We start from the raw sequence: 19,185 nt of genomic DNA, 5'->3' as shown, positions 1-19,185 counted from the left end.
GCGGTCGAACGACCTCAGGAAGGCACAATGATGTGAAAACCGTATTGGTCTATGTACGGGATCCGCGGGCGGGACAGGCGATAACGATGTGCGCGAGCCGGATGGGCCTGACCCCGATGGTCCGGGCGGTGGACTGCGCGCCGGCGCTGTTCGTCGAGTTGGCGCGGCGCCAGGTGGACATGGTGCTCGCCGATGTCGCCCTGGTCGCGCCCGACCCGGCCCGGTTCGTCCGCGCCGTCCGCATCCGCTTCCCGCACACCGCCGTACTGCTGTCGGGAGTGGCCGATCCGCGCACGGCGGCGACGGTGGCCGCCGCCGGGGCGCTGGGTGTGCTGCGCGCGGTTTCGCGGGGAACCGACGAGATCCTGGTCGCGTTCTCCCAGGCGCTGATGTTCACCCGCCAGAATCTGGCCGGTCTCGCCGTGGCGGCGCCCCGCCGGCGTTCGCAGCCGACCGGGGCGACGCTGACCCAGCGGGAGTTCCAGGTGCTCGCGGCGATGAGCGAGGGCAAGTCGAACGCCGAGATCGGAGGCGATCTGTTCATCTCCGAGGAGACGGTGAAGACCCACGCCAAGCGGATGTACCGCAAGCTCGACGCCCGCGACCGCGCCCACGCCGTGGCCATCGCCATGCGGCGGGGCCTGCTGCCATGAGATCCCGCGCCTCCCGGCGCACGACACCTGCAATCCCGGCTTAGGGCCTCGGACGGTGCTGGCACCGACCGGCCTCCGCAACGGACGACGGCGCACCGTCGCCCGGTACTCCATCCGCCCGTGATGGACACGCTCAGCCCCGGCCCGAACACCTCTTGCGACCTCGGCCGAACAGCACCGGGCTTCCCGGGAGCGATGCGGCGTTCCCACCGCGCCCCCGCCCGCGAGCGCTGATCCCGCGATGGTCTCGGGTGGTCCGGACCGCTGCGCCGCTTCCCTTCTCGACGGCATCGCCTCAACGCCCGCTGGGACCGGACTCGGTCTCGGACCGAGCCGCGGACTCGAGGACCCGCGCGAGCACGGCGACCATCTCGTCAAGGCGCTCGGCCCCGACGACGACGGCCCAGCGCCGCTCCAGGTCGGCGAAGAAGAACTCGGCGACCTCGGCGGCGCGGGTTCCGCGCTCGGCGTAGACCACGATGCGGCCGCGGCCGTCGCCCGGGTCCTGGACGCGCCGGACGTAGCCGCGCCGCTCCAGGTAGCTCACGAGCTCCCCCATCGCCTGCGGGGTCATCCCGGCCCTGGCGGCGAGGACGCCGGGACGGGTGCCGTCGCAGTCCATGAAGCGGAACACGTTGAGGCAGTGGGTGGGCCGCAGGTCGTCGTGGCCCGTCTCGACCAGATGGCGGTAGAGCTCATCGAGGACCAGGTCGAAGGCCTGGATGATCACCTGCGGCAGCAGGGCCGCCCGCTCGGTCGTACTGGCGTCGGTCATATTATCAGGCTACCTTATAAGGTAGCCTGATCTTCTTGGTCCGGTCGGGCGGAACTGTCGTCGACCCGGAGGAAGTGCATCGGTGAACTGGCGTAGAGCGTTGAGACTGTCCGCGGGCGCGGTCGTGAGCGCACTGGGGCTGCTGTGGATCGCGCAGGGCGCGGCGCTGCTGGAGATCCAGCCGATCCTGTGCGTCGCCGAGTGCGAACCCGTCACCGGCGGCTCGAGCGGCTGGCTGGCGGCCGGCGTGGTCGCATTCCTCGCGGGGCTGGCCGTCTTGGCGGCGCCCTGGCGGCGACGCCGCTGAACCGGGCCGCGTCCCTGTCGGCGGGACGGCGAGAAGCGCGACGGGAGGGAACCAGAGGAACGATCACGTAGGGTTCACGGATGCTCGATCCGCACTGGGTGTTCCTCAGCTCGGTCCTGTCGCTGTTCGGCAGCGTCCACTACGCTCGCGCCACCCTGGCCGGGCGCGCCCGCCCCAACCGCGTCACCTGGTCCCTGTGGGCGGCCGCGCCGCTCATCGGCTTCTTCGCCCAACTCGACGGCGGCATCGGGCTCCCGGCGGTGCAGACCCTCGGCGCCGGCATCAGCCCGCTGATCGTCCTGACCGCCTCGTTCCTCAGCCGTCACGGCGCCGTCAAGGTCAGCGCCTTCGACCTCGCCTGCGGCTCCACCGCCGTCGTCGCCCTGGCCGCCTGGCTCGGACTCGGCCACACCGGCCTGGCCGTGCTGTTCGTGGTCCTCGCCGACGCCGCGGCCGCCGTCCCCACCGTCCGCAAGGCGTGGAGGGACCCGCACTCCGAGCACGTCATGTTCTACCCCCTCATCGGCATCGGCGCGGTCATCACGCTGCTCACCATCACCGACTGGCGGCCCGCCTCATGGCTCTTCGCCGGATACATACTGGCCCTCGCCGCGACGATGTCGGCCGTCATCACCACCCGCCGCCAGGCGGTCCCCGCATAGGATCCAGGGCATTGCCGCCCGACGGGCGAGACACCGCGGGGGCGGTCCGTTCGCGCTCGTTCAGCGGGCCGTCGGCACCCCGGCGGCGGACAGCAGCTGAAGCTTCTCGTGGCTCTCGCTGCCGGGAACGGCCGTGTAGACGAGCAGCGAGTGGCCGTGGTCCGGGTCGAACAGCCGCTGGCAGTTCAGCTCCAGCGCGCCTACCTCGGGGTGGAGGTAGCGCTTCACCTCCTTGGGGCGGACTCCCACTTCGTGCTCGCTCCAGAGCTTTCGGAACTCCTCGCTGCGGGCCAGCAGCAGTTCGGCGAGGTGGGCGGCGCGAGAGCCCGGCCCCCGCATGGTGACCACCTCGCGCAGGCCCGAGGCGAACATGCGCGACAGGAACGGATGATCGTCGGCCTGGTAGATCCGACGCGAGGCGGGGTCGGTGAACCAGCGGAAGCCGATGCTGCGGGCCGGGCCGGTGTAGCCGGTCGTGTCACCGGTCAGCGCGACGCCGAGCGGTGTCTGCCGCAAGGTCTCGCCGAGCTCGGTGACGATCTCCGCCGGGGTGTCGCACAGGCGGTCGAGGATGCGGAGCAGGCCGGGGCCGATGTGGTCGCCGACCGAGCCGCGCGCGGGCGGGTTGTGTCCGGCGAGCCGGAACAGGTGGTCCCGCTCCTCGAGCGAGCACCGGAGGCCCTGCGCGATCGAGGCGATCATCTGCTCGGACGGCTGGGGGCCGCGCTCCCGCTCGAGCCGCGTGTAGTAGTCGGTCGACATGTGGCAGAGCTGCGCCACCTCCTCCCGCCGCAGCCCGCTGGTCCTGCGGCGCGGCCCGCGCGGCAGGCCGACGTCCTCAGGTTGCAGCGAGTCCCGACGGCGCCGGAGGAACTCCGCGAGCCCGGTCCGGTCGATCACCATACGCGCCTCCTCGGATACCGCCCCATTTCTACCGCCTGATCACCGCCGTATCCACGGATCGACGATCCCCGGATACGGCGACCCTGAACGACGGCGGCCGAGTTCTTGGACGATGGAGGAGCAGGCACGACACTCAGGAGCGCAACCATGCCACGCAGAACGATCGACATCACCGTCCCCGATCTGTCCGGCGCTCTCGCCGTCGTCACCGGGGGAAGCGACGGCATCGGACTCGGCATCGCCGCGAGGCTGGCCGCGGCCGGGGCCGAGGTGCTGCTGCCGGTTCGGAACACGCGCAAAGGGGAGGCCGCCGTCACCGCGATCCGCCGCAGGCACCCGGACGCGGCCGTGTCGCTGCGCGAACTCGACCTGTCCTCGCTCGCCTCGGTCGCGGCGCTCGGGGAGACCCTGCGAAAGGAGGGCCGGCCGATCAACATCCTGGTCAACAACGCCGGGGTCATGACGCCGCCGAACCGGCAGACGACCGCCGACGGTTTCGAGTTGCAGTTCGGCACCAACCACCTCGGGCACTTCGCCCTCGTGGCGGGCCTGCTGCCGCTCCTGCGGGCCGGACGGGCTCGCGTGACCTCGCAGATCTCCGTCGCGGCGAGGCGGCACGCCGTCAACTGGGAGGATCTCGACTGGAAGCGGTCCTATCACGCCTTCCGCGCGTACAGCCAGTCGAAGATCGCGCTCGGGCTCTTCGGCCTCGAGCTCGACCGGCGGTCGCGGGCCGCAGGCTGGGGCGTCACGAGCAACCTCTCCCATCCGGGGGTCGCGCCGACGAGCCTGCTCTCCGCCCGCCCCGAGGTCGGGCGCGAGAAGGACACGATGGGCGTGCGCGTGATCCGGGCCATGTCGGCCCGCGGCATCCTCGTCGGCACGGTCGAGACCGCGCAGCTTCCGGCGCTCTACGCCGCGAGCTCCCCCGCCGCCAGGAGCGGCCGGCTCTACGGGCCGAGCGGGCCCGGCCACCTGGGCGGCTCCCCTGGAGAGCAGCGGCTCTACTCCCGCATTCGCGGCCTCGATGACGCCCGGCGCATCTGGCGGGTCTCCGAGGAACTCACGCAGGTGTCCTATGCCGACGCCGAGAGCGGCGGCCGGTGAACGGCCCTCGCATGCGGCTGGCCCGAAACGGCTCGGACCCGGCCCTGGGCCGTTTACCGTGTACGGGCATGGAGGTGATCGCCCGATCACCATGAGCGCCGACGGGGAGATGCGCAATGGCCCACGATGCCGCCCGCGACAGCAAGGACGAACAGCTCGACGCCGTCAGAGCCGTCGACGACGACCAGTCCCTCACCACGCAGCAGGGCGTGCGCGTCGACCACACCGACGACGCGCTCACCGTCGGCGAGCGCGGCCCGACCCTGATGGAGGACTTCCACTTCAGGGAGAAGATCACTCACTTCGACCACGAGCGCATCCCCGAACGCGTGGTCCACGCCCGCGGGGCGGGCGCCTACGGCGAGTTCAAGCCCTACGACTCCTGGCTGGCCGATTACACGACCGCCGGTTTCCTGACCGACCCGGGCCGGACCACGCCCGTGTTCGTGCGGTTCTCCACCGTGGCCGGCTCGCGCGGCTCGGCCGACACCGTCCGCGACGTGCGCGGCTTCGCCGTGAAGTTCTACACCCGGGAGGGGAACTACGACCTCGTGGGCAACAACTTCCCGGTGTTCTTCATCCAGGACGGCGTGAAGTTCCCCGACTTCGTCCACGCGGTGAAGCCCGAGCCGCGGAACGAGATCCCGCAGGCCGCGTCCGCCCACGACACGCTGTGGGACTTCGTGTCGCTCCAGCCCGAGACGCTCCACGCGATCATGTGGCTCATGTCCGACCGGGCCCTGCCCCGGAGCTACCGCATGATGCAGGGCTTCGGCGTCCACACCTTCCGCCTCGTCGACTCGGGCGGCCGCGGCACCTTCGTCAAGTTCCACTGGAAGCCGAAGCTCGGCACGCACTCGCTGATCTGGGACGAGGTCCAGAAGGTGGCCGGCGCCGATCCCGACTTCAACCGCCGCGACCTGTGGGACGCCATCGAGGCGGGCGACTATCCCGAATGGGAGCTCGGCGTCCAGCTCGTCCCCGAATCGGACGAGTTCGCGTTCGACTTCGACCTGCTCGACGCCACCAAGATCATCCCCGAGGAGCAGGTCCCCGTCAGGCCGGTCGGGAAGCTCACGCTCAACCGCAACCCCGACAACTTCTTCGCCGAGACCGAGCAGATCGCGTTCCACACCGCGAACGTCGTGCCCGGCATCGACTTCACCAACGACCCGCTGCTCCAGGCCCGCAACTTCTCGTACCTGGACACCCAGCTCATCCGACTCGGCGGCCCCAACTTCGCGCAGCTGCCGGTCAACCGGCCCGTCGCCGAAGTCCACAACGACCAGCGCGACGGCTACGGCCAGCACCGCGTGCACACCTCGGAGACGTCCTACAACAAGAACTCGATCAGCGGCGACCGGCCGCGACCGGGCGGCGAGGGCGCCTACACGCACTACGCCGAGAAGGTCGAGGGCGCCAAGATCCGCAGGCGTTCGGAGAGCTTCAAGGACTTCTACAGCCAGCCCGCGCTGTTCTGGAACTCCATGACCGATGTCGAGGCCGAGCACATCGTCGCCGCGTACCGCTTCGAACTCGGCAAGGTCACCAGGCACGACATCCGCGTCCGCGTCGTCGAGCAGCTGCGCCACATCGACCTCGACCTCGCCCGCAGGGTGGCCGCGGGCATCGGCGTGCCGGCGCCGACCGAGACCGACAGGCCCAACCACGGGCAGCGTTCGCCGGCGCTCTCGCAGATCACCGACCGCGTCCGCGACGTCGCGACCCGGAAGATCGCGATCCTCGCCGCGGACGGCGTCGACGGCGCCGGGCTCGCCCGCCTCGTCGAGGACTTGCGCGGACGGGGAGCCGTCCCCGAGGTCGTCGGCCTCACCGACGGCACCATTCGGGCCGGGGCCGGTGACGACGTCCAGGCCGACCGGGCGCTCCCGACCATGGCGTCGGTCCTCTACGACGCCGTCGCCGTCCCGTGCGGGCCCGACAGCGCCGAAGCGCTCGGCCGCGACGGCCGAGCGCTTCACTTCGTGGCAGAGGCGTACAAGCACGCCAAGGCCGTCGCCGCGTTCGGGGCGGGCCTGAAGGTGCTGCGCGCGGCCCGCGTCGGCACTGCCTATGCCGAGGGGACCGACCCCGTCGTCGATCAGGGCGTGGTCACCACGACGGCGCACGGCGCCGAGCTGCCGACCGCGTTCCTCGACTCGTTCGCCGATCAGATCGCCGACCACCGCTGCTGGACCAGGCGCACCGACGACGTCGCCGCCTAGCCGGCTCGCCGCCGACCGGCGCGCCGATCCGTGAAGCCGATGACCGTACTCGGTGAGCCTCGTGGACGCCGCGGGCGGCCGTCGCACCGTTCTCCCCCGCACAGGGAAGCCGAAGGCGGCTCAAGCCTTGACGGGCCCCTCGCCGAAACGCCGTTCGAGCGGGGTCCACCGCACCCGTATATATGCCTTGTCTCATATAGGTCAGCACATATATTCGTGATAGCATCTTCCCATGTCACTCCGGTACGCCATCCTCGGGATCCTGTCAATCCAGCCGATGAGCGGCTACGAGCTGAAGAAGGTCATCGACGACAGCGTCGGGCACTTCTGGACGGCGGACCAGTCGCAGATCTACCGCACCCTCTCCGGCCTGGTGGAGGACGGCCTGGCGTCCCGCCGCACCGTGGTGCAGGACGAACGCCCCAACCTGCATCTCCACAGCGCCACCGAGCAGGGACTGGCCGAACTGGACCGGTGGCTCGCATCGCCTTTGCGGACGCCGCCGACGCGCGAACCCTTCCTGGCGCGCCTGTTCTTCGCCGGCAGGATGAGCCCGGAGGCGATACGCGAACTGCTGCACGCCCGCCGACGGGAAGTGGGCGAGCAGCTGGCGGCCTTGGAGGCGATCGCCGTCCCGGCGGACACCGGCGAGATCGGGCATACGCTCCGTCTGGCCACGCTCGCCAACGGCATCGCTCACGCCAAGACCGAACTCGAGTGGCTCGACGCCACCGAACGACGATTCGAACGGATCACGCCATGACCTCGCCGCTCTCCACCAGGCTCGATCGAATCGCGGCCCGCTACGCCGCCAAGCCCGGAGTGTCGGAGCTGAGCCTCGCCATCGAGCAGCCCTCCACCGGATTCGCCTGGCGCCACGGGGACGCGACCCGGCCTTACTTCATCGCCAGCATCACCAAGCTGTACACCGTCGCGATGATCATGCAACTTCGCGACGAGGAGGCTCTGACGCTCGACACCCGTGCCGCGGAGCTGCTCGGCGAGGACACGATGCGCGGCTTGAACACGCACGGGGGGCGCGACCACGGCGCGGCCGTCACGGTGCGCGAACTGCTGTCGCAGACCTCGGGGATACCGGACTACTTCGAGCAGAAGCGCCCCGACGGCACCACCTTCATGGGCGACATGCTCCGCGCCGACGCCGCCTGGTCCTTCGAGGACTTCATCGAGATGGCGAGGCGCATGCCGAGCCGATTCGCCCCCTCGGCACCGGGTAGGGCGCAGTACTGCGACACCAACTACCAGCTGCTCGGACGCGTCATCGAGGTGCTCACCTCCGGCAGCTACGACCAGGCCGTCCGCAAGCGGATCACCGAACCGCTCGGCTTGCGCGACACGTGGCTGTTCACCCCTGGGACGCTGGATCGCCACGGCGAGGTCGCGACGATCCTGCACGGCCGAACACCGCTGCGCATCCCGAAGACGATCGCCTCGTTCCCGCCCGACGGCGCGATGGTGTCGACGCCGCCTGACCAGTTGCGATTCCTCCGCGCCTTCATCGGAGGGAAGCTGTTCCCCGCGCGGTACCTGGCCGAGATGACCGCGCACTGGAACTCGGTGTTCTCGCGCCTCGTCCCCATCGACTACGGCATCGGGATCATGCGGTTTCAGCTCCCCCGCTGGCAGTCACCGCTCACGCCGGTCCCGGCGATGATCGGCCACTCGGGCGCCTTCGGAAGCGTGCTCTACCACCTCCCCGAACGCGACCTCTACGTCGCAGGCACCGTCAACCAGATGCGCCCCCGCAGCCTTCCGTACCCGCTCCTGTTGCGGCTCATCGCTCAACTGCGATGAGCGGCGACGCAGGCACTCCGGAAGCCGCGAAGCCGAGGCGGCGGCTGGACACACGACGAGGCGATCGTTGCGGGGCCGCCGCGCAAGCGCGGCGGCCCCGCAACGACCGGTTCAGTTCGACTTCGCGCCGTGCGGCGCCCTCCACATCGGGTACATGCTGGGGCCCTCGGGGAGCACGAGTTCGCCGCGACCCTCGAAGCCGTGCCTGCCGTACCAGTCGGTCAGCGGCTTGTTCGCGGCCTCCAAATAGGCGGCGGCGCCGCTCTTGTCGAGCCGCGCCAGGCCCTGCTGGAGCAGGAGCGCACCGAGGCCCTTGCGCTGGTGGGCCGGGTCGACGGCGCAGAACGCGAGGTGCAGGTGCGGCTCGGCCGACGGGTCCGGGTGATGGCGTCCGAACGCCTCGTCGAGCGCCTGGAACCGGGGCAGGTGCTCACCGCACAGCTCCGCGAGCCGCTCGTCGTAGAAAGGCGGGGACGGGAAGTCGGCGCGGGTGAAATCGAGCCAGACGGCCACGCCGACCAGGCCGCCGTCGAGGTCGACGCCGGCGTCGACATGCCCGTGTCCGTCCAGTGCGGGGCCGATGAGCATCTCGAACTGGCCGGCCATGATCCGGTGCCGTTCCGCGGGGTCGTCGGGGACGAGCCACTCGGCGACGTCCAAGGTGTTGAAGGCCGCGGCGACCCGGTCGGCGACGGGTGCGCTCGGCCCGCTGTGACCGGTCTCGATGATCACGCCGTTCACGGTCGATCACCGGCCTCGGCGGGTTCGGGTGCGGTCTCCTCCATGACGGCGTCCGGGCCAGTGCCGATCCGCGCGTACAGCTCCGGTTTGGCGCTGCGCAGCACCAGGCCCCAGGTGATGCCTATGGCCGCCACGGCCGCGTAGATCACGAGCACCGCCGTGGGCAGCGGTGAATCGGGGCCGACGCCGAGCAGGTCGGCGAACGAGACGATCGCCATCGTGGTGATGGCAATGAGGAGGACCGTCGACAGTGCCGGGGCGAGACGGGTGTTCCAGGCGGTCTCGCCGCGCGGGTTCCGCCAGAAGTACTTCACCACGGCGCCGGAGACGAGCGTGACCAGCACCAGGATGCCGAAACCGCCGGAGGTGCCGAACAGGTAGAACAGGTCCACCAGCGGGTCGAGGTCGGCGGCGATGTAGATGACGAGGACGACGGCGGCGATCGCGGACTGGACCAGGGAGGCCCGCATGGGCGCTCCGGTGCGGGCCGAGGTGGCGCCGAGGGCGGCGGGCAGGACGTGTTCGCGGCCCAGCGCGAACGTGTAGCGGGCGACCGTGTTGTGGAAGGAGATCGCGGCGGCCACGACGCTGGTCACCAGCAGCACCTCCGCGATGGTGGCCATGGTGGCGCCCATCTGCTCCTCGATGAGCATGAAGAACACGCCGAGGTCCATCTCGCGGGCGGCCTGGACGATGTTGTCCGGGCCGACGGCGACGGTCATCGACCACGACGCGATCGTGTAGAGCACGGCCAGGATCAGGATCGCCAGGACGGTCGCGATGCGCACCGTCCGCCTGCGGTTCTTGGTCTCCTCCGAGTAGACGGTCGGCATCTCGACGCCGACCATTCCCAGGAATCCGAGTACCAGCAGCGCACCGGAGATGGAGGTGAACAACAGGGTGGGGTCGAGGGCATCGAAGTGGAGGGTGCCCTCGACGGGGTGGCCGAGGTTCGAGACGCTGAAGACGACGATGATGGCCATCTCCAGGCTCAGCAGGACGGCGAGGAACTTGCTGTTGAGATCGACGGCGCGGGTGCCGAGCACGGTGACCAGCAGCCACAGGCCGACGGCGGGCACCCACCAGGGCGCGGCCCAGCCGGTCCAGCTCTCGATGAGCGGTGCGGCGGCCACGCCGACCAGGCCGTACAGGCCGAGCGACAGTCCCGTGTAGGCGACCAACGCGATCAGGGCGGCGCCGACGCCGACGGTCGGCGAGACGCCCTTCGCCGCGAAGGCGTAGAAGGCGCCCGCGTTGGAGATGTGGCGGGCCATGGTGGTGTAGCCGACTGAGAACAGCACCAGGACGACGCCGATGGCGGCGAAGGCGACCGGTATGCCGATCTGCCCGGTGAGCGCCCATCCGGTGACGGTGACGCCCGCGATGACGGTCAGGGGCGTGGCTGCGGTGAGCGAGAAGTGCAGCAGCCCCATGACTCCGAGACGATCGGCGGCAAGGCGATCGGCTATCGAACCGATCTGGGGCGGAGAGGTGGAGGACAAGGAAGTATCCCTTCTTTCAGGTATTAGAAGCGCCTCGTCATTGCGGCCTGGCCGACGAGGACGTCGAGATGTGTGAGGAGTTGTTGCATGGGCATCTCCATGGCGCGGATCGCTCGGTCGAGTCGAGTCCGGTCGGCGCCGCTGTCGGTGAGAAGCGGCTCGAAACCCATGCGCGCCAAGAGGCCCGCCAGAAACGCGTCCCGACCTTCGAGGGCGTCGCGCTTGATGCCCTGCCTGATCCGGACCAGCGGCCACGCCGCGGCGGACGGGTCGGCGGGAAAGTAGGCGGTGCGTCGACCGCGTCGGCCTCTGCGGTCGATCGCGACGAGCCCTCGGGAGGCCATGCGCTCGGTGACGCGGACGAAGAGGCCTGTTCCCATGCCCTGCTCCGCGAGGAAGAGCAGCCAGGTCTTGACCTGCTGGGCGGTGTGCTCGGCCTTGACCATCTCCCAGACCTCGAGCGGCATCACCATGGTGGGCGCCTGCGCGGAGTGGGACATGACGATCGACCGGTCGACCAGGTGCACCTGGCGGGCGGCCAGCAGCTGTCCCATGACGCACGCGGCCAGTCCGAGACCGATGACGCGCTGGTGGGTGACCGGCCGCCACGTGGTCTGGTCGAGGCAGCACAGGACCAGCTCGTCGGTGGGCTCGAACATCGAGCTCGCGGGCGTCGCGACTCTCCAGCGGATTTCGATCTCGGGAGTTCTGCCGTCGCCTCGGGGCAGCTCGGGCGGCATCTCATGGGGGATGTTCATGGCCCTTTCGCAGGTGGACAGGTTCGGACATGGAAGGGCCACCGGGATCTGATGGGATTGTCGGCACACTGGCCCCCTGGGTCGGGCCTGGAGCGGAGCGGTCGGCCCGTTCAGCCGATCGGTGCTCGGTTATCGCGAGATGTGTCGTGGTGTGGCCATCTGTGCACAGCTAACCGCGCCGGTGGTGCTTTGGCAAGCCTCTGAAGCCTGGAATCTGCTTTCGCGAGCGAAAAATGTTCGTTGGACTGTTACATCCGTTTCCAGTGGTGCGCGCGTGCCCAAATAAATCCATTGTGGTCGAGCAATGTGACCGCGCACCGCTAAGGACCGCAGAATGCCGGAAGGCGCCGACCTCCCCGGGATTCGCCCGTCCCGGCGACGTCATGCCCGAACCCGTCCCCGCAGGGCACGGTGTCGCCGACCGGCTTGCGCCGATCGTTGGCGGCGACTGACGGAGATGGAGCTGCCACGGCGGCTCCGAGCGGCAGTGGAAGCTCACCCGGTCGCGGCGCGGATCGCGCGCGGCGACGCTCCCAGCTCCTGGCGGCAGGCCTTGTTGAAGGCCTGGAGGTCGGGGATGCCGACCGAGGCGGCGATGGCCGGGATGGAGAGCGTGGACTCGCGCAGCAGGTGGGCGGCGCGTTCGAGACGGCGGCGTCGGATGTGCGCGACCACGGTGGTGCCGGTGGCGGCCCTGAAGAGGCGGGTGAGGTGGTTATGGGAGACGCCGACCGCCGCCGCGACATCAGGGACGGTGATCGTCTTCGGCAAACGCCCTTCGATATAGGCGAGCGCGTCGGCGACCGCAGGGTGCCCGCCGTGCTCCGCGGGCCGCAGTTGCGTCAGCCGCCAGAGGAACGCCCAGACCTCGGCGCTCGCCCGGGCCGGGGTGTGCGCCGCGGCCGCGATCGCCTGCCGCAGCATGCCGTCGAGGATCGGCACGGCGGCCCCGGCGTCCCGCATGACGGGCACCTGGTGGACCGCGCCCCGATCGGCAAGGCGCGCATGGACGTACAGGTGCTCGGAGCGGCCGCGGTAACGGAAGTGCACTTCCGCGTCGGCCGGAATCAGGCTCACGCGCCCCGGCTTGATGGGGTGGGTCGTGCCGCCCACTTCGAGCTCGCCTTCATAGAAGTACAGGTGCAGCTGCCACAGGTCGGGCAGACGGAAGCTCTCGGACCGCACGGTCACGCCGTGGACCGAGACCCCGGCGTTGGCGACCTCGGGCGGCTCGTCCAGATGCAAGACCACGGTCCGCATAGTGAAAACCAACCACTAGTCGGTGATTACAACCCATTACAGCAGGCAAGATACTCCATACGCTCGTCTCATGACAACCACAGCACCACTCCTGTCATCGGTCGAGGTCGCGCGCTTCGTCGCGACCGGCTTCCACCGCATGGACGCCGTCATACCCGACGACCTCAACGAAGAGGCCATCGGCGTCTTCGACGCCGGAATCCCGGTGGCCTATTACGGACAGCCGGTCCCGAAGGTGTACGAGGAGGGATCCTTCGTGCGCCGCCTCATCGAGACCCCAGCCGTCGCCGGAGCGCTGCACAGCCTCATCGGCCCCGACCCGACCGTGGACCACCACGCCCTCCATGTCCGTGAGCCGCGCGAGGGCGCCGCCCAGGCGCTCCACGCCGACGCCATCATCGACACCCGTCCCGACGCCTTCGACGTCCAGCTCATGTACTACCCGCACGAGGTCACCGGCACCATGGGCGGCACCTTGTCCGTCCCCGGTTCGCATCTGCGCCGCACCAACGAGTCCGACACCGGCCGCTACCAGAACCTGCGCGGCCAGTCCCGGCTCACCTGCCCGGCCGGCACGGTCGTCCTCCTCCACCACGGCATCTGGCACGGCGGCCGGCGCAACGACTCCGACACCCGCCGCTACATGTTCAAGATCCGCTTCAACCCCACCGTTCCCCAAGTGCGGCTTTGGGACACGAGCGACCTCGACGACCCGCGGATCGCCCATGAGCTCGGCCGGCACTTCCCCTGGTGCGAACACGCCACCGGCCGCCTCGAGGTCTACAACCGCATCAAACTGTGGCGCGCCATGACCGGCGACGCCTCCTTCGACATCGATCTCTGGGCGACCCGCGTCGCCAACCGCCCCGGGAGGGTCGCGTGAAACAGCAAGTCCTCGTTCTCTACTTGAACAACTCCGCGCTCGACTCGGAGGTGCTGGCCTGGGCCTTCTACGACGGGACCGGCAAGACCGAGCCGACCACCGGCGACAGCGACCTGCCGCCGTACGACACCGGGACCGAGGCCCTGCGCGACGGCTGGCGGCTGTTCCAGGCCTCCCAGCTCATCCCGCCGTACCCCGGGCACGAGTACGACACCTCGTACATGAAGCACGAATTCTTCTTCGAGAAGCTGGAGTGAACCGCAAGCCCGTGGGATCCGGGCGGTCGGCGTCACGGAACGGCGCGGCCCGCCCTGAAGCGCTCAGGCGCGACGTTCGATGAACGACGCGGTCAGCTCGACGAGGCGTTCGCGTGCGGACACGGTCTCGAAGCCGTGGCCGACGCCGTCGAAGACGTGCCGGTGGAGCCGGTCGCCGTAGGTGCTCCGGTAGCGCTCGAGGAGTTCGGGGCCGAGCACGAAGTCCTCGGTGCCGACGGCCAGGAGCACCGGGCCGGAGTATGCGGCGGCGTCGGCGAACGGGTCGATGCCCTCTGCGTCGTCGACGAACCGCTGACGCACCGGCAGGCCACCGAAGTCGTCGTATCCGAACTCGGCGATGGCGTCGGCGCGCCGCTTCGCCGCGGCCTCGTCCATGTCCACGGCCCCCGCCGCCGGGGCCCACAGCGTGAGCGACCGGACCGGGCGCCGCGCAGCAGCGAGCTGCGCGGTCAGTCCGCCCAGGCTCATGCCCATGAGCGACAGGCGCTCTGGGGCGACCGCGGGGTGAGCGGCCAAGGCGTCGAGAACCGCGAGGGCCTGTGCGACCTGGTCGGAAACCGTGAGGTCGTCGAAGTCGCCGTCGGAGTCGCCGCAGCCGGCGAAGTCGAACCGGCAGGCGGCGACGCCGCGCTCGGCCAGGCGCTCGGCGAGCCGGACGAACGTGTAGCCGAACTCGGCGCGGTTGCCGCCGAAGCCGTGGCAGAGCGCGACCGCCGGGACGCCGGTCGCGGCGGCGGGCAGGTGCAGCACACCGCGGAGCGCGCGGCCGTCGTGCTCGATGTCGAAGTATTCCATTGCGTGCGAACCTAACTGGTCAAAGGGGATGTCTGAAGTGCACCGGTGGTGCGATCATCGACCGCGGCCGGGAGATCCGGTGTGCACCCGGCCGTCATCGGTGCTGGCGGCGGTAGGTGGCGGGCGGTACGCCGCATTCGGTCTTGAAGGCGGCGTAGAAGCGGCTGACCGAGCTGAAGCCGGAATCGGCGGCGACGGCCGCGATCGGCAGGTCGGTGGTGACGAGCAGGCGCCGGCATTCCGCGAGGCGGCAGCGGGTGAGGTAGTCGATGATCGTGGTGCGCACGACCCTGCCGAAGTGCGTCATGGCGTAGTTGGGATGCAGGCGCGCGGCGGCGGCGACGTCGGCCACGGTCAACGGTTCGCGGAAGTGCTCGGCGATGTGCCGGACCATCGTGACGACATGGCGCAGCGCCGGATCGCCTCCGGAGTACGAGCGCGTCGGTTCCTGCGGTGCGTCCAGTGCGAGGCGGCGGACCCTGGCTTCGACTTCGAGCAGCAGGATGCGGCGGCGCTCCGGCTGCGCGCTGGCGAGGTCGTCGGCCCACTGGGTGAAGTTCGCGGGGTCGGAGGCCATGACCGCGGACGGCGGGGCGATGAGCGGCATGCCCGACAGGAGGCGCCCGATCAGGGCGGTCGGCAGGCCCCAGCCGAGGAACGTCGCGAACGGCACGTGGACCCAGTGAGTCCGGGTCGCGGCGTTCGCGACGAGCTGGTGGGGCACGGCGGCCCAGAAGGCGGCCACTGACCCGGGGCCGATCTCGACGGTCTCGCCGCCGAACAGGTAGAGCATCGTCCCGCCTTCGGCGACGAAGTTGATCTCCAGGTCGTCGTGCTGGTGGGCGGTGTCCATGAGGATCGGTCGCCCGGCCCACCCCACGAGTTCCGGCGGTGCGATCCCGAACTGAGGATCCAAGAAAAACTCGCTCCAATCAGTGAAGAGTTCTCCGATCAGAACTTATACGGTGGTGCCGCAGCGCCCGACACCGGTCGCACCATCAGCCTCGATCATCAAGGAGTGTCGCCGTGTTCTCCATCGGCTTCGTCGGCGCCGGGCAGTTCGCCGGCGCGTTCGCGAAACTGTTCAACGCCCACCCCGGGGTCTCGCGCGTCACCGTGACCGATCTCCTCGCCGAGCGCGCCGCCTCCCTCGCGGGCGAGCTCGGCCTGGCGGGCGTCGAGGACGACTTCGACGCGATGCTCGCCTCCGACGTGGACGCCGTCGCGGTCTTCACACAGCGGTGGACCCACGGGCCGCTCGTGGTGCGGGCGCTGCGCGCGGGCAAGCACGTCTACTCGGCCGTGCCGATGGCCTTCACGGTCGAGGAGATCGCCGCGATCATCGACACGGTCAAGGAGACCGGCCTCACCTACATGATGGGCGAGACGAGCTTCTACCACCCGGTCACCGTGCTCGCCAGGCAGAAGGCCGCCGAAGGCGCGTTCGGTCGGCTCTTCTACGCCGAGGGCGACTACGTGCACGACATGGACCACGGCTTCTACACCGCCTACCAGTACAGCGGCGGCGCGGACTGGAAGCGCACCGCCAGCTTCCCGCCGATGACGTACCCCACCCACGCCATCGGCGGCGTGCTCGGCGCCTGGAACACCCACGCCGTCAGTGTCAGCGCCATCGGCGTGCCCGACCAGCGCGGCGACGGCGTCTTCGACAAGTCCGTGAGCATGTTCGACAACGACTTCTCCAACGCCACCGCCCTGTTCGAGACGGCCGGCGGCGGCAGCATGCGCACCAACGAGTTCCGCCGCGTCGGCCTCGCCAACTGGATCCCCGAGTCCCGGTTCGCCTTCTACGGCACCGAAGGCATCCTCGAGCAGAACTCCCGCTCCACCTTCTGGCACGAACGGTCGGGCCCCCTGCACGACCTCACCGAGCTGGTGCAACCCGGCCAGGGCGCCGACGACCCGATGCTGGCGAATGTGGACCCGGCGCTGCACGACTCCTTCATCTCCGGCCACGCGCCCGTGCACGACACCTCCCTCCTGCCGGTCGAGTTCAAAGGGCTCGGCAACGGGCACATGGGCAGCCACCAGCTGCTCGCGCACGACTTCGTGACCGCCGTGAACGAGCAGCGCCTCCCGAGCGTGAACGCCTGGGCCGCCGCCCGCTACACCCTCCCGGGCCTCGTGGCCCACGAGTCCGCCCTGCGCGACGGCGAACGCCTCCGCATCGACGACTTCGGCGACGCGCCCGAGGGCCTGTAGCGACCGGCCGCTCTCCTCGTCATCACGGCGGAGCACGCGGCCGAGAAGCACCGCTGCGGCGTCCATCGCCTGCGACACGTCGAGCGCGCCTCCCGCGACTGATCCCACAGGACCGTGATGAGGGACGGGTTCCCGCAGGCATCGCGGCACGATGAAGAAAAGCTCCTGTTCGGGGTCTCGCCGAAGTCGCACCGGTTTCGGCTGGGGTTCGCTCGTCTCACATGGGAAGTTCGCCTTTGCGCCAACCGCGTACCATATGGTGGCATGGTGGATCTCCGCGATGAGTACCGACCTGAGATCCAAGGGCTGCGGGCCTTCGCGGTTCTACTGGTCGCCGTCTATCACATCTGGTTCGGCCGCGTATCCGGCGGTGTCGACGTCTTCCTCATGTTGACCGGGTTCTTCATCACCGGTTCGCTGGTGCGCTCCTACGAGAAGCACGGCCGTCTCATGCCGGTGGTGTTCCTGACCCGCCTCTCGCGCAGGCTCGTGCCGACCGCCGCCGTGGTCCTGCTCGGCATTGCGGTGATCGCCTGGCTGTGGATGCCGTGGTACCGCACGCACGCCGTCATGTCCGAGACGCTCGCCTCGGCCCTCTACTACGAGAACTGGATCCTCGCCGCGCGCACGGTCGACTATCTCAATCGGAGCGACCCGGTCAGTCCCTTGCAGCACTTCTGGTCACTATCGATCCAGGGGCAGTTCTACCTGGTGTGGATAGCACTCATGGCGCTGGTCGCCTTGGTGGTCAAGGTGGTCGGCGGACATCTGCGAAAGGTCGCGTTCGCCGCCTGCGCGCTGGTGCTGGCGGTCTCGCTGCCCTATTCGATCGCCGCGACCGCCGAGAATCAGACCTGGGCGTATTTCAGCACCGGGACGCGGATGTGGGAGTTCGCGCTCGGCGGGATGCTCGCGATGGCTCTGCCGATGATTCGGATACCGGTGTGGATCCGCTTCGCCCTCGGTTGGATCGGCGTGCTCTCGCTGATCGCGTGCGGCGCGCTGTTCAACGTGTCGGACCAGTTCCCCGGCTATATCGCGCTCTGGCCGGTCGGCGCCGCGATCCTGGTGATCCTGGCCGGCACCACCGGCAAGCGCTGGGCGGTCGACCGGTTCCTGGCCTCCGGTCCGATGACGGCGCTCGGCGACCGCTCGTACGCGCTGTACCTGTGGCACTGGCCGATCCTGGTGGTGTACCTGTACCTGAACGCCGAACGGAGCGCGTCCATCCTGGGCGGACTGGCGGTCCTGGCGCTCTCGCTGGGCGCGGCGTTCCTGACCAAGTGGGCGGTCGAGGACCGCGTACTGCCGACCAGGCGGCGCCGGTTCAGCCGGGGGAAGTCGGTCGCGGTGGCGGCGGCGTTCCTGGTCCCGGTGCTGGGGGTGGCGAGCGTGGCGCAGGCGCAACTGGTCGAGCGCACCGAGCGCCTCGACGGCAAGATCGACCAGGCGCTCGAGAGCGGCGACGTCTACCTGGGCGCCGAGGCGCTCACCGACCCGGAGCTGTTCGCTCAGCTCGAAGACGACGACATGCCGATGATCCCGCCGCTCGCGGAGATCAAGGACATTCCGTACTACTACGACGAAGGCTGCGACAATCAGACCCGCCGCGTCTGCGCCTACGGCGACCTCGGCGGCGAGCACACGATCGCGCTGGTCGGGGCGTCGCGAATCGGGCACTGGTTCCCCGCGTTCGAACAGGCCGCGCTCGACAACGGCTGGCGGCTGCTGGTGTTCACCAAGAGCTCGTGCCAGTTCAGCACGGGCGTCCTGTACGACCCGGGCGGCGAGGTGTACCCCGAGTGCATGGAGTGGAATCGGTGGGTCATGGACCAGCTGGAGCTGCTGCGCCCGGACCTGGCCGTGACGTTGTCGACCCGGGCGCTCGAAGACGGCGAGCAGACCTATACCGGCTTCGTGAACCGCTGGCACCAGCTGGACCACTGGGGCATCGACGTCCTCGCGCTCCGCGACCTGCCCCGGATCGGGCACTACCCGGAGGACTGCATCGGCCTGCACGGCGTGGACGCCTGCGCCGACGAGGCGGCGCCGAGCCAGGCCGAGACCGACCCGGCTCTGGCGCTCGCGAACGTGCCGGACAACGTCCACCTCGCCGACCTCACCGAGTACGTGTGCCCGGAGGGGACCTGCCCGGCCGCGATCGGCAATATCCTGACCTACCGCGACAAGTCGCACATCACCGCGACGTACTCGGCGACGCTGGCGCCCTTTGTGGAGCAGACAGTGCTGGAGGCCACCGGCTGGTGAACACCGGGGACTATCGAGCCCGCATCCCGC

At 69.7% G+C, this 19,185-nt stretch carries 19 protein-coding genes; 11 read left to right on the top strand and 8 right to left on the bottom strand.

Annotated elements, in window-relative coordinates; translation table 11 throughout:
* Window positions 1–86: 86 nt before the first annotated feature.
* Complete coding sequence (locus tag YWW_RS34075; RefSeq protein WP_162145943.1) at window positions 87–653, top strand: helix-turn-helix transcriptional regulator; 567 nt, start codon at window positions 87–89, stop codon at window positions 651–653.
* 295 nt (window positions 654–948) lie between these two features.
* On the opposite strand, the gene YWW_RS34070 is transcribed toward YWW_RS34075, so the two are convergent.
* On the bottom strand, window positions 949–1,428 hold the full coding sequence (locus tag YWW_RS34070; protein WP_051325716.1) for a MarR family winged helix-turn-helix transcriptional regulator: 480 nt from the start codon (window positions 1,426–1,428) through the stop codon (window positions 949–951).
* An 82-nt stretch (window positions 1,429–1,510) separates the two neighbouring features.
* Between YWW_RS34070 and YWW_RS0112290 the strand changes: the two genes are divergently transcribed.
* Window positions 1,511–1,735 (top strand): hypothetical protein, encoded by a 225-nt coding sequence (locus YWW_RS0112290; protein WP_211228533.1) that lies wholly within the window; start codon window positions 1,511–1,513, stop codon window positions 1,733–1,735.
* Window positions 1,736–1,815: 80 nt separating this feature from the next.
* On the top strand, window positions 1,816–2,397 hold the full coding sequence (locus YWW_RS0112285) for a hypothetical protein (RefSeq protein WP_026930356.1): 582 nt from the start codon (window positions 1,816–1,818) through the stop codon (window positions 2,395–2,397).
* A gap of 60 nt (window positions 2,398–2,457) precedes the next feature.
* Here the strand turns inward: YWW_RS0112285 and YWW_RS0112280 are convergent, their stop codons facing one another.
* On the bottom strand, window positions 2,458–3,300 hold the full coding sequence (locus YWW_RS0112280; protein ID WP_245595408.1) for a helix-turn-helix transcriptional regulator: 843 nt from the start codon (window positions 3,298–3,300) through the stop codon (window positions 2,458–2,460).
* Between the two features lie 147 nt (window positions 3,301–3,447).
* Between YWW_RS0112280 and YWW_RS0112275 the strand changes: the two genes are divergently transcribed.
* The 4 genes from YWW_RS0112275 (at window position 3,448) to YWW_RS0112260 (ending at window position 8,447) form a co-directional block, all read left to right on the top strand.
* Window positions 3,448–4,407 carry an SDR family oxidoreductase gene (locus YWW_RS0112275; protein WP_026930354.1) on the top strand — a complete coding sequence of 320 codons (960 nt, stop codon included), beginning with the start codon at window positions 3,448–3,450 and terminating at the stop codon, window positions 4,405–4,407.
* Window positions 4,408–4,523: 116 nt separating this feature from the next.
* Window positions 4,524–6,632, top strand: coding sequence for a catalase (locus YWW_RS0112270; protein ID WP_026930353.1), 2,109 nt, complete (start codon window positions 4,524–4,526; stop codon window positions 6,630–6,632).
* 232 nt (window positions 6,633–6,864) lie between these two features.
* Window positions 6,865–7,395 carry a PadR family transcriptional regulator gene (locus YWW_RS0112265; RefSeq protein WP_026930352.1) on the top strand — a complete coding sequence of 177 codons (531 nt, stop codon included), beginning with the start codon at window positions 6,865–6,867 and terminating at the stop codon, window positions 7,393–7,395.
* Complete coding sequence (locus YWW_RS0112260; protein ID WP_026930351.1) at window positions 7,392–8,447, top strand: serine hydrolase domain-containing protein; 1,056 nt, start codon at window positions 7,392–7,394, stop codon at window positions 8,445–8,447. Before YWW_RS0112265 ends, YWW_RS0112260 begins: the two co-directional genes overlap by 4 nt.
* Window positions 8,448–8,558: 111 nt before the next feature.
* Here the strand turns inward: YWW_RS0112260 and YWW_RS0112255 are convergent, their stop codons facing one another.
* The 4 genes from YWW_RS0112255 to YWW_RS0112240 all read right to left on the bottom strand — a co-directional run bounded on the left by YWW_RS0112255 (window position 8,559) and on the right by YWW_RS0112240 (window position 12,708).
* Complete coding sequence (locus tag YWW_RS0112255) at window positions 8,559–9,188, bottom strand: GNAT family N-acetyltransferase (protein ID WP_051325715.1); 630 nt, start codon at window positions 9,186–9,188, stop codon at window positions 8,559–8,561.
* Window positions 9,185–10,690 carry an APC family permease gene (locus tag YWW_RS0112250; RefSeq protein ID WP_026930349.1) on the bottom strand — a complete coding sequence of 502 codons (1,506 nt, stop codon included), beginning with the start codon at window positions 10,688–10,690 and terminating at the stop codon, window positions 9,185–9,187. The genes YWW_RS0112255 and YWW_RS0112250 overlap by 4 nt, the downstream gene beginning before the upstream one ends.
* A gap of 23 nt (window positions 10,691–10,713) precedes the next feature.
* Window positions 10,714–11,448 carry a GOLPH3/VPS74 family protein gene (locus YWW_RS0112245; RefSeq protein WP_026930348.1) on the bottom strand — a complete coding sequence of 245 codons (735 nt, stop codon included), beginning with the start codon at window positions 11,446–11,448 and terminating at the stop codon, window positions 10,714–10,716.
* A 495-nt stretch (window positions 11,449–11,943) separates the two neighbouring features.
* On the bottom strand, window positions 11,944–12,708 hold the full coding sequence (locus YWW_RS0112240; RefSeq protein WP_026930347.1) for a helix-turn-helix domain-containing protein: 765 nt from the start codon (window positions 12,706–12,708) through the stop codon (window positions 11,944–11,946).
* Between the two features lie 70 nt (window positions 12,709–12,778).
* Here YWW_RS0112240 and YWW_RS0112235 point away from each other — a divergent pair, with 70 nt between their 5' ends.
* The gene (locus tag YWW_RS0112235; RefSeq protein WP_026930346.1) at window positions 12,779–13,591 is read left to right on the top strand and encodes a phytanoyl-CoA dioxygenase family protein; all 813 of its coding nucleotides are present in this window, start codon (window positions 12,779–12,781) and stop codon (window positions 13,589–13,591) included.
* A complete protein-coding gene (locus YWW_RS0112230; RefSeq protein WP_026930345.1) occupies window positions 13,588–13,848 on the top strand; it encodes a hypothetical protein in 261 nt (86 codons plus the stop codon). The genes YWW_RS0112235 and YWW_RS0112230 overlap by 4 nt, the downstream gene beginning before the upstream one ends.
* Before the next feature lie 63 nt (window positions 13,849–13,911).
* Here YWW_RS0112230 and YWW_RS29985 read toward each other — a convergent pair whose 3' ends face one another.
* Together YWW_RS29985 and YWW_RS0112220 are read right to left on the bottom strand one after the other, a co-directional pair.
* Complete coding sequence (locus YWW_RS29985) at window positions 13,912–14,664, bottom strand: alpha/beta hydrolase family protein (RefSeq protein ID WP_051325714.1); 753 nt, start codon at window positions 14,662–14,664, stop codon at window positions 13,912–13,914.
* 94 nt (window positions 14,665–14,758) lie between these two features.
* Window positions 14,759–15,580 (bottom strand): helix-turn-helix domain-containing protein, encoded by an 822-nt coding sequence (locus YWW_RS0112220; protein WP_155830151.1) that lies wholly within the window; start codon window positions 15,578–15,580, stop codon window positions 14,759–14,761.
* Between the two features lie 110 nt (window positions 15,581–15,690).
* Here YWW_RS0112220 and YWW_RS0112215 point away from each other — a divergent pair, with 110 nt between their 5' ends.
* Window positions 15,691–16,887, top strand: coding sequence for a Gfo/Idh/MocA family protein (locus YWW_RS0112215; protein WP_026930343.1), 1,197 nt, complete (start codon window positions 15,691–15,693; stop codon window positions 16,885–16,887).
* Window positions 16,888–17,151: 264 nt separating this feature from the next.
* Complete coding sequence (locus YWW_RS0112210) at window positions 17,152–19,155, top strand: acyltransferase family protein (protein WP_026930342.1); 2,004 nt, start codon at window positions 17,152–17,154, stop codon at window positions 19,153–19,155.
* The last annotated feature ends 30 nt before the right edge of the window (window positions 19,156–19,185 follow it).

This window comes from Glycomyces tenuis DSM 44171, from assembly GCF_000427885.1.
In the GTDB taxonomy this organism is placed as follows: domain Bacteria; phylum Actinomycetota; class Actinomycetes; order Mycobacteriales; family Micromonosporaceae; genus Glycomyces; species Glycomyces tenuis.
Note: the sequence above shows the minus strand (reverse complement) of the source record. Positions and strands in the feature narration are given on the sequence as shown.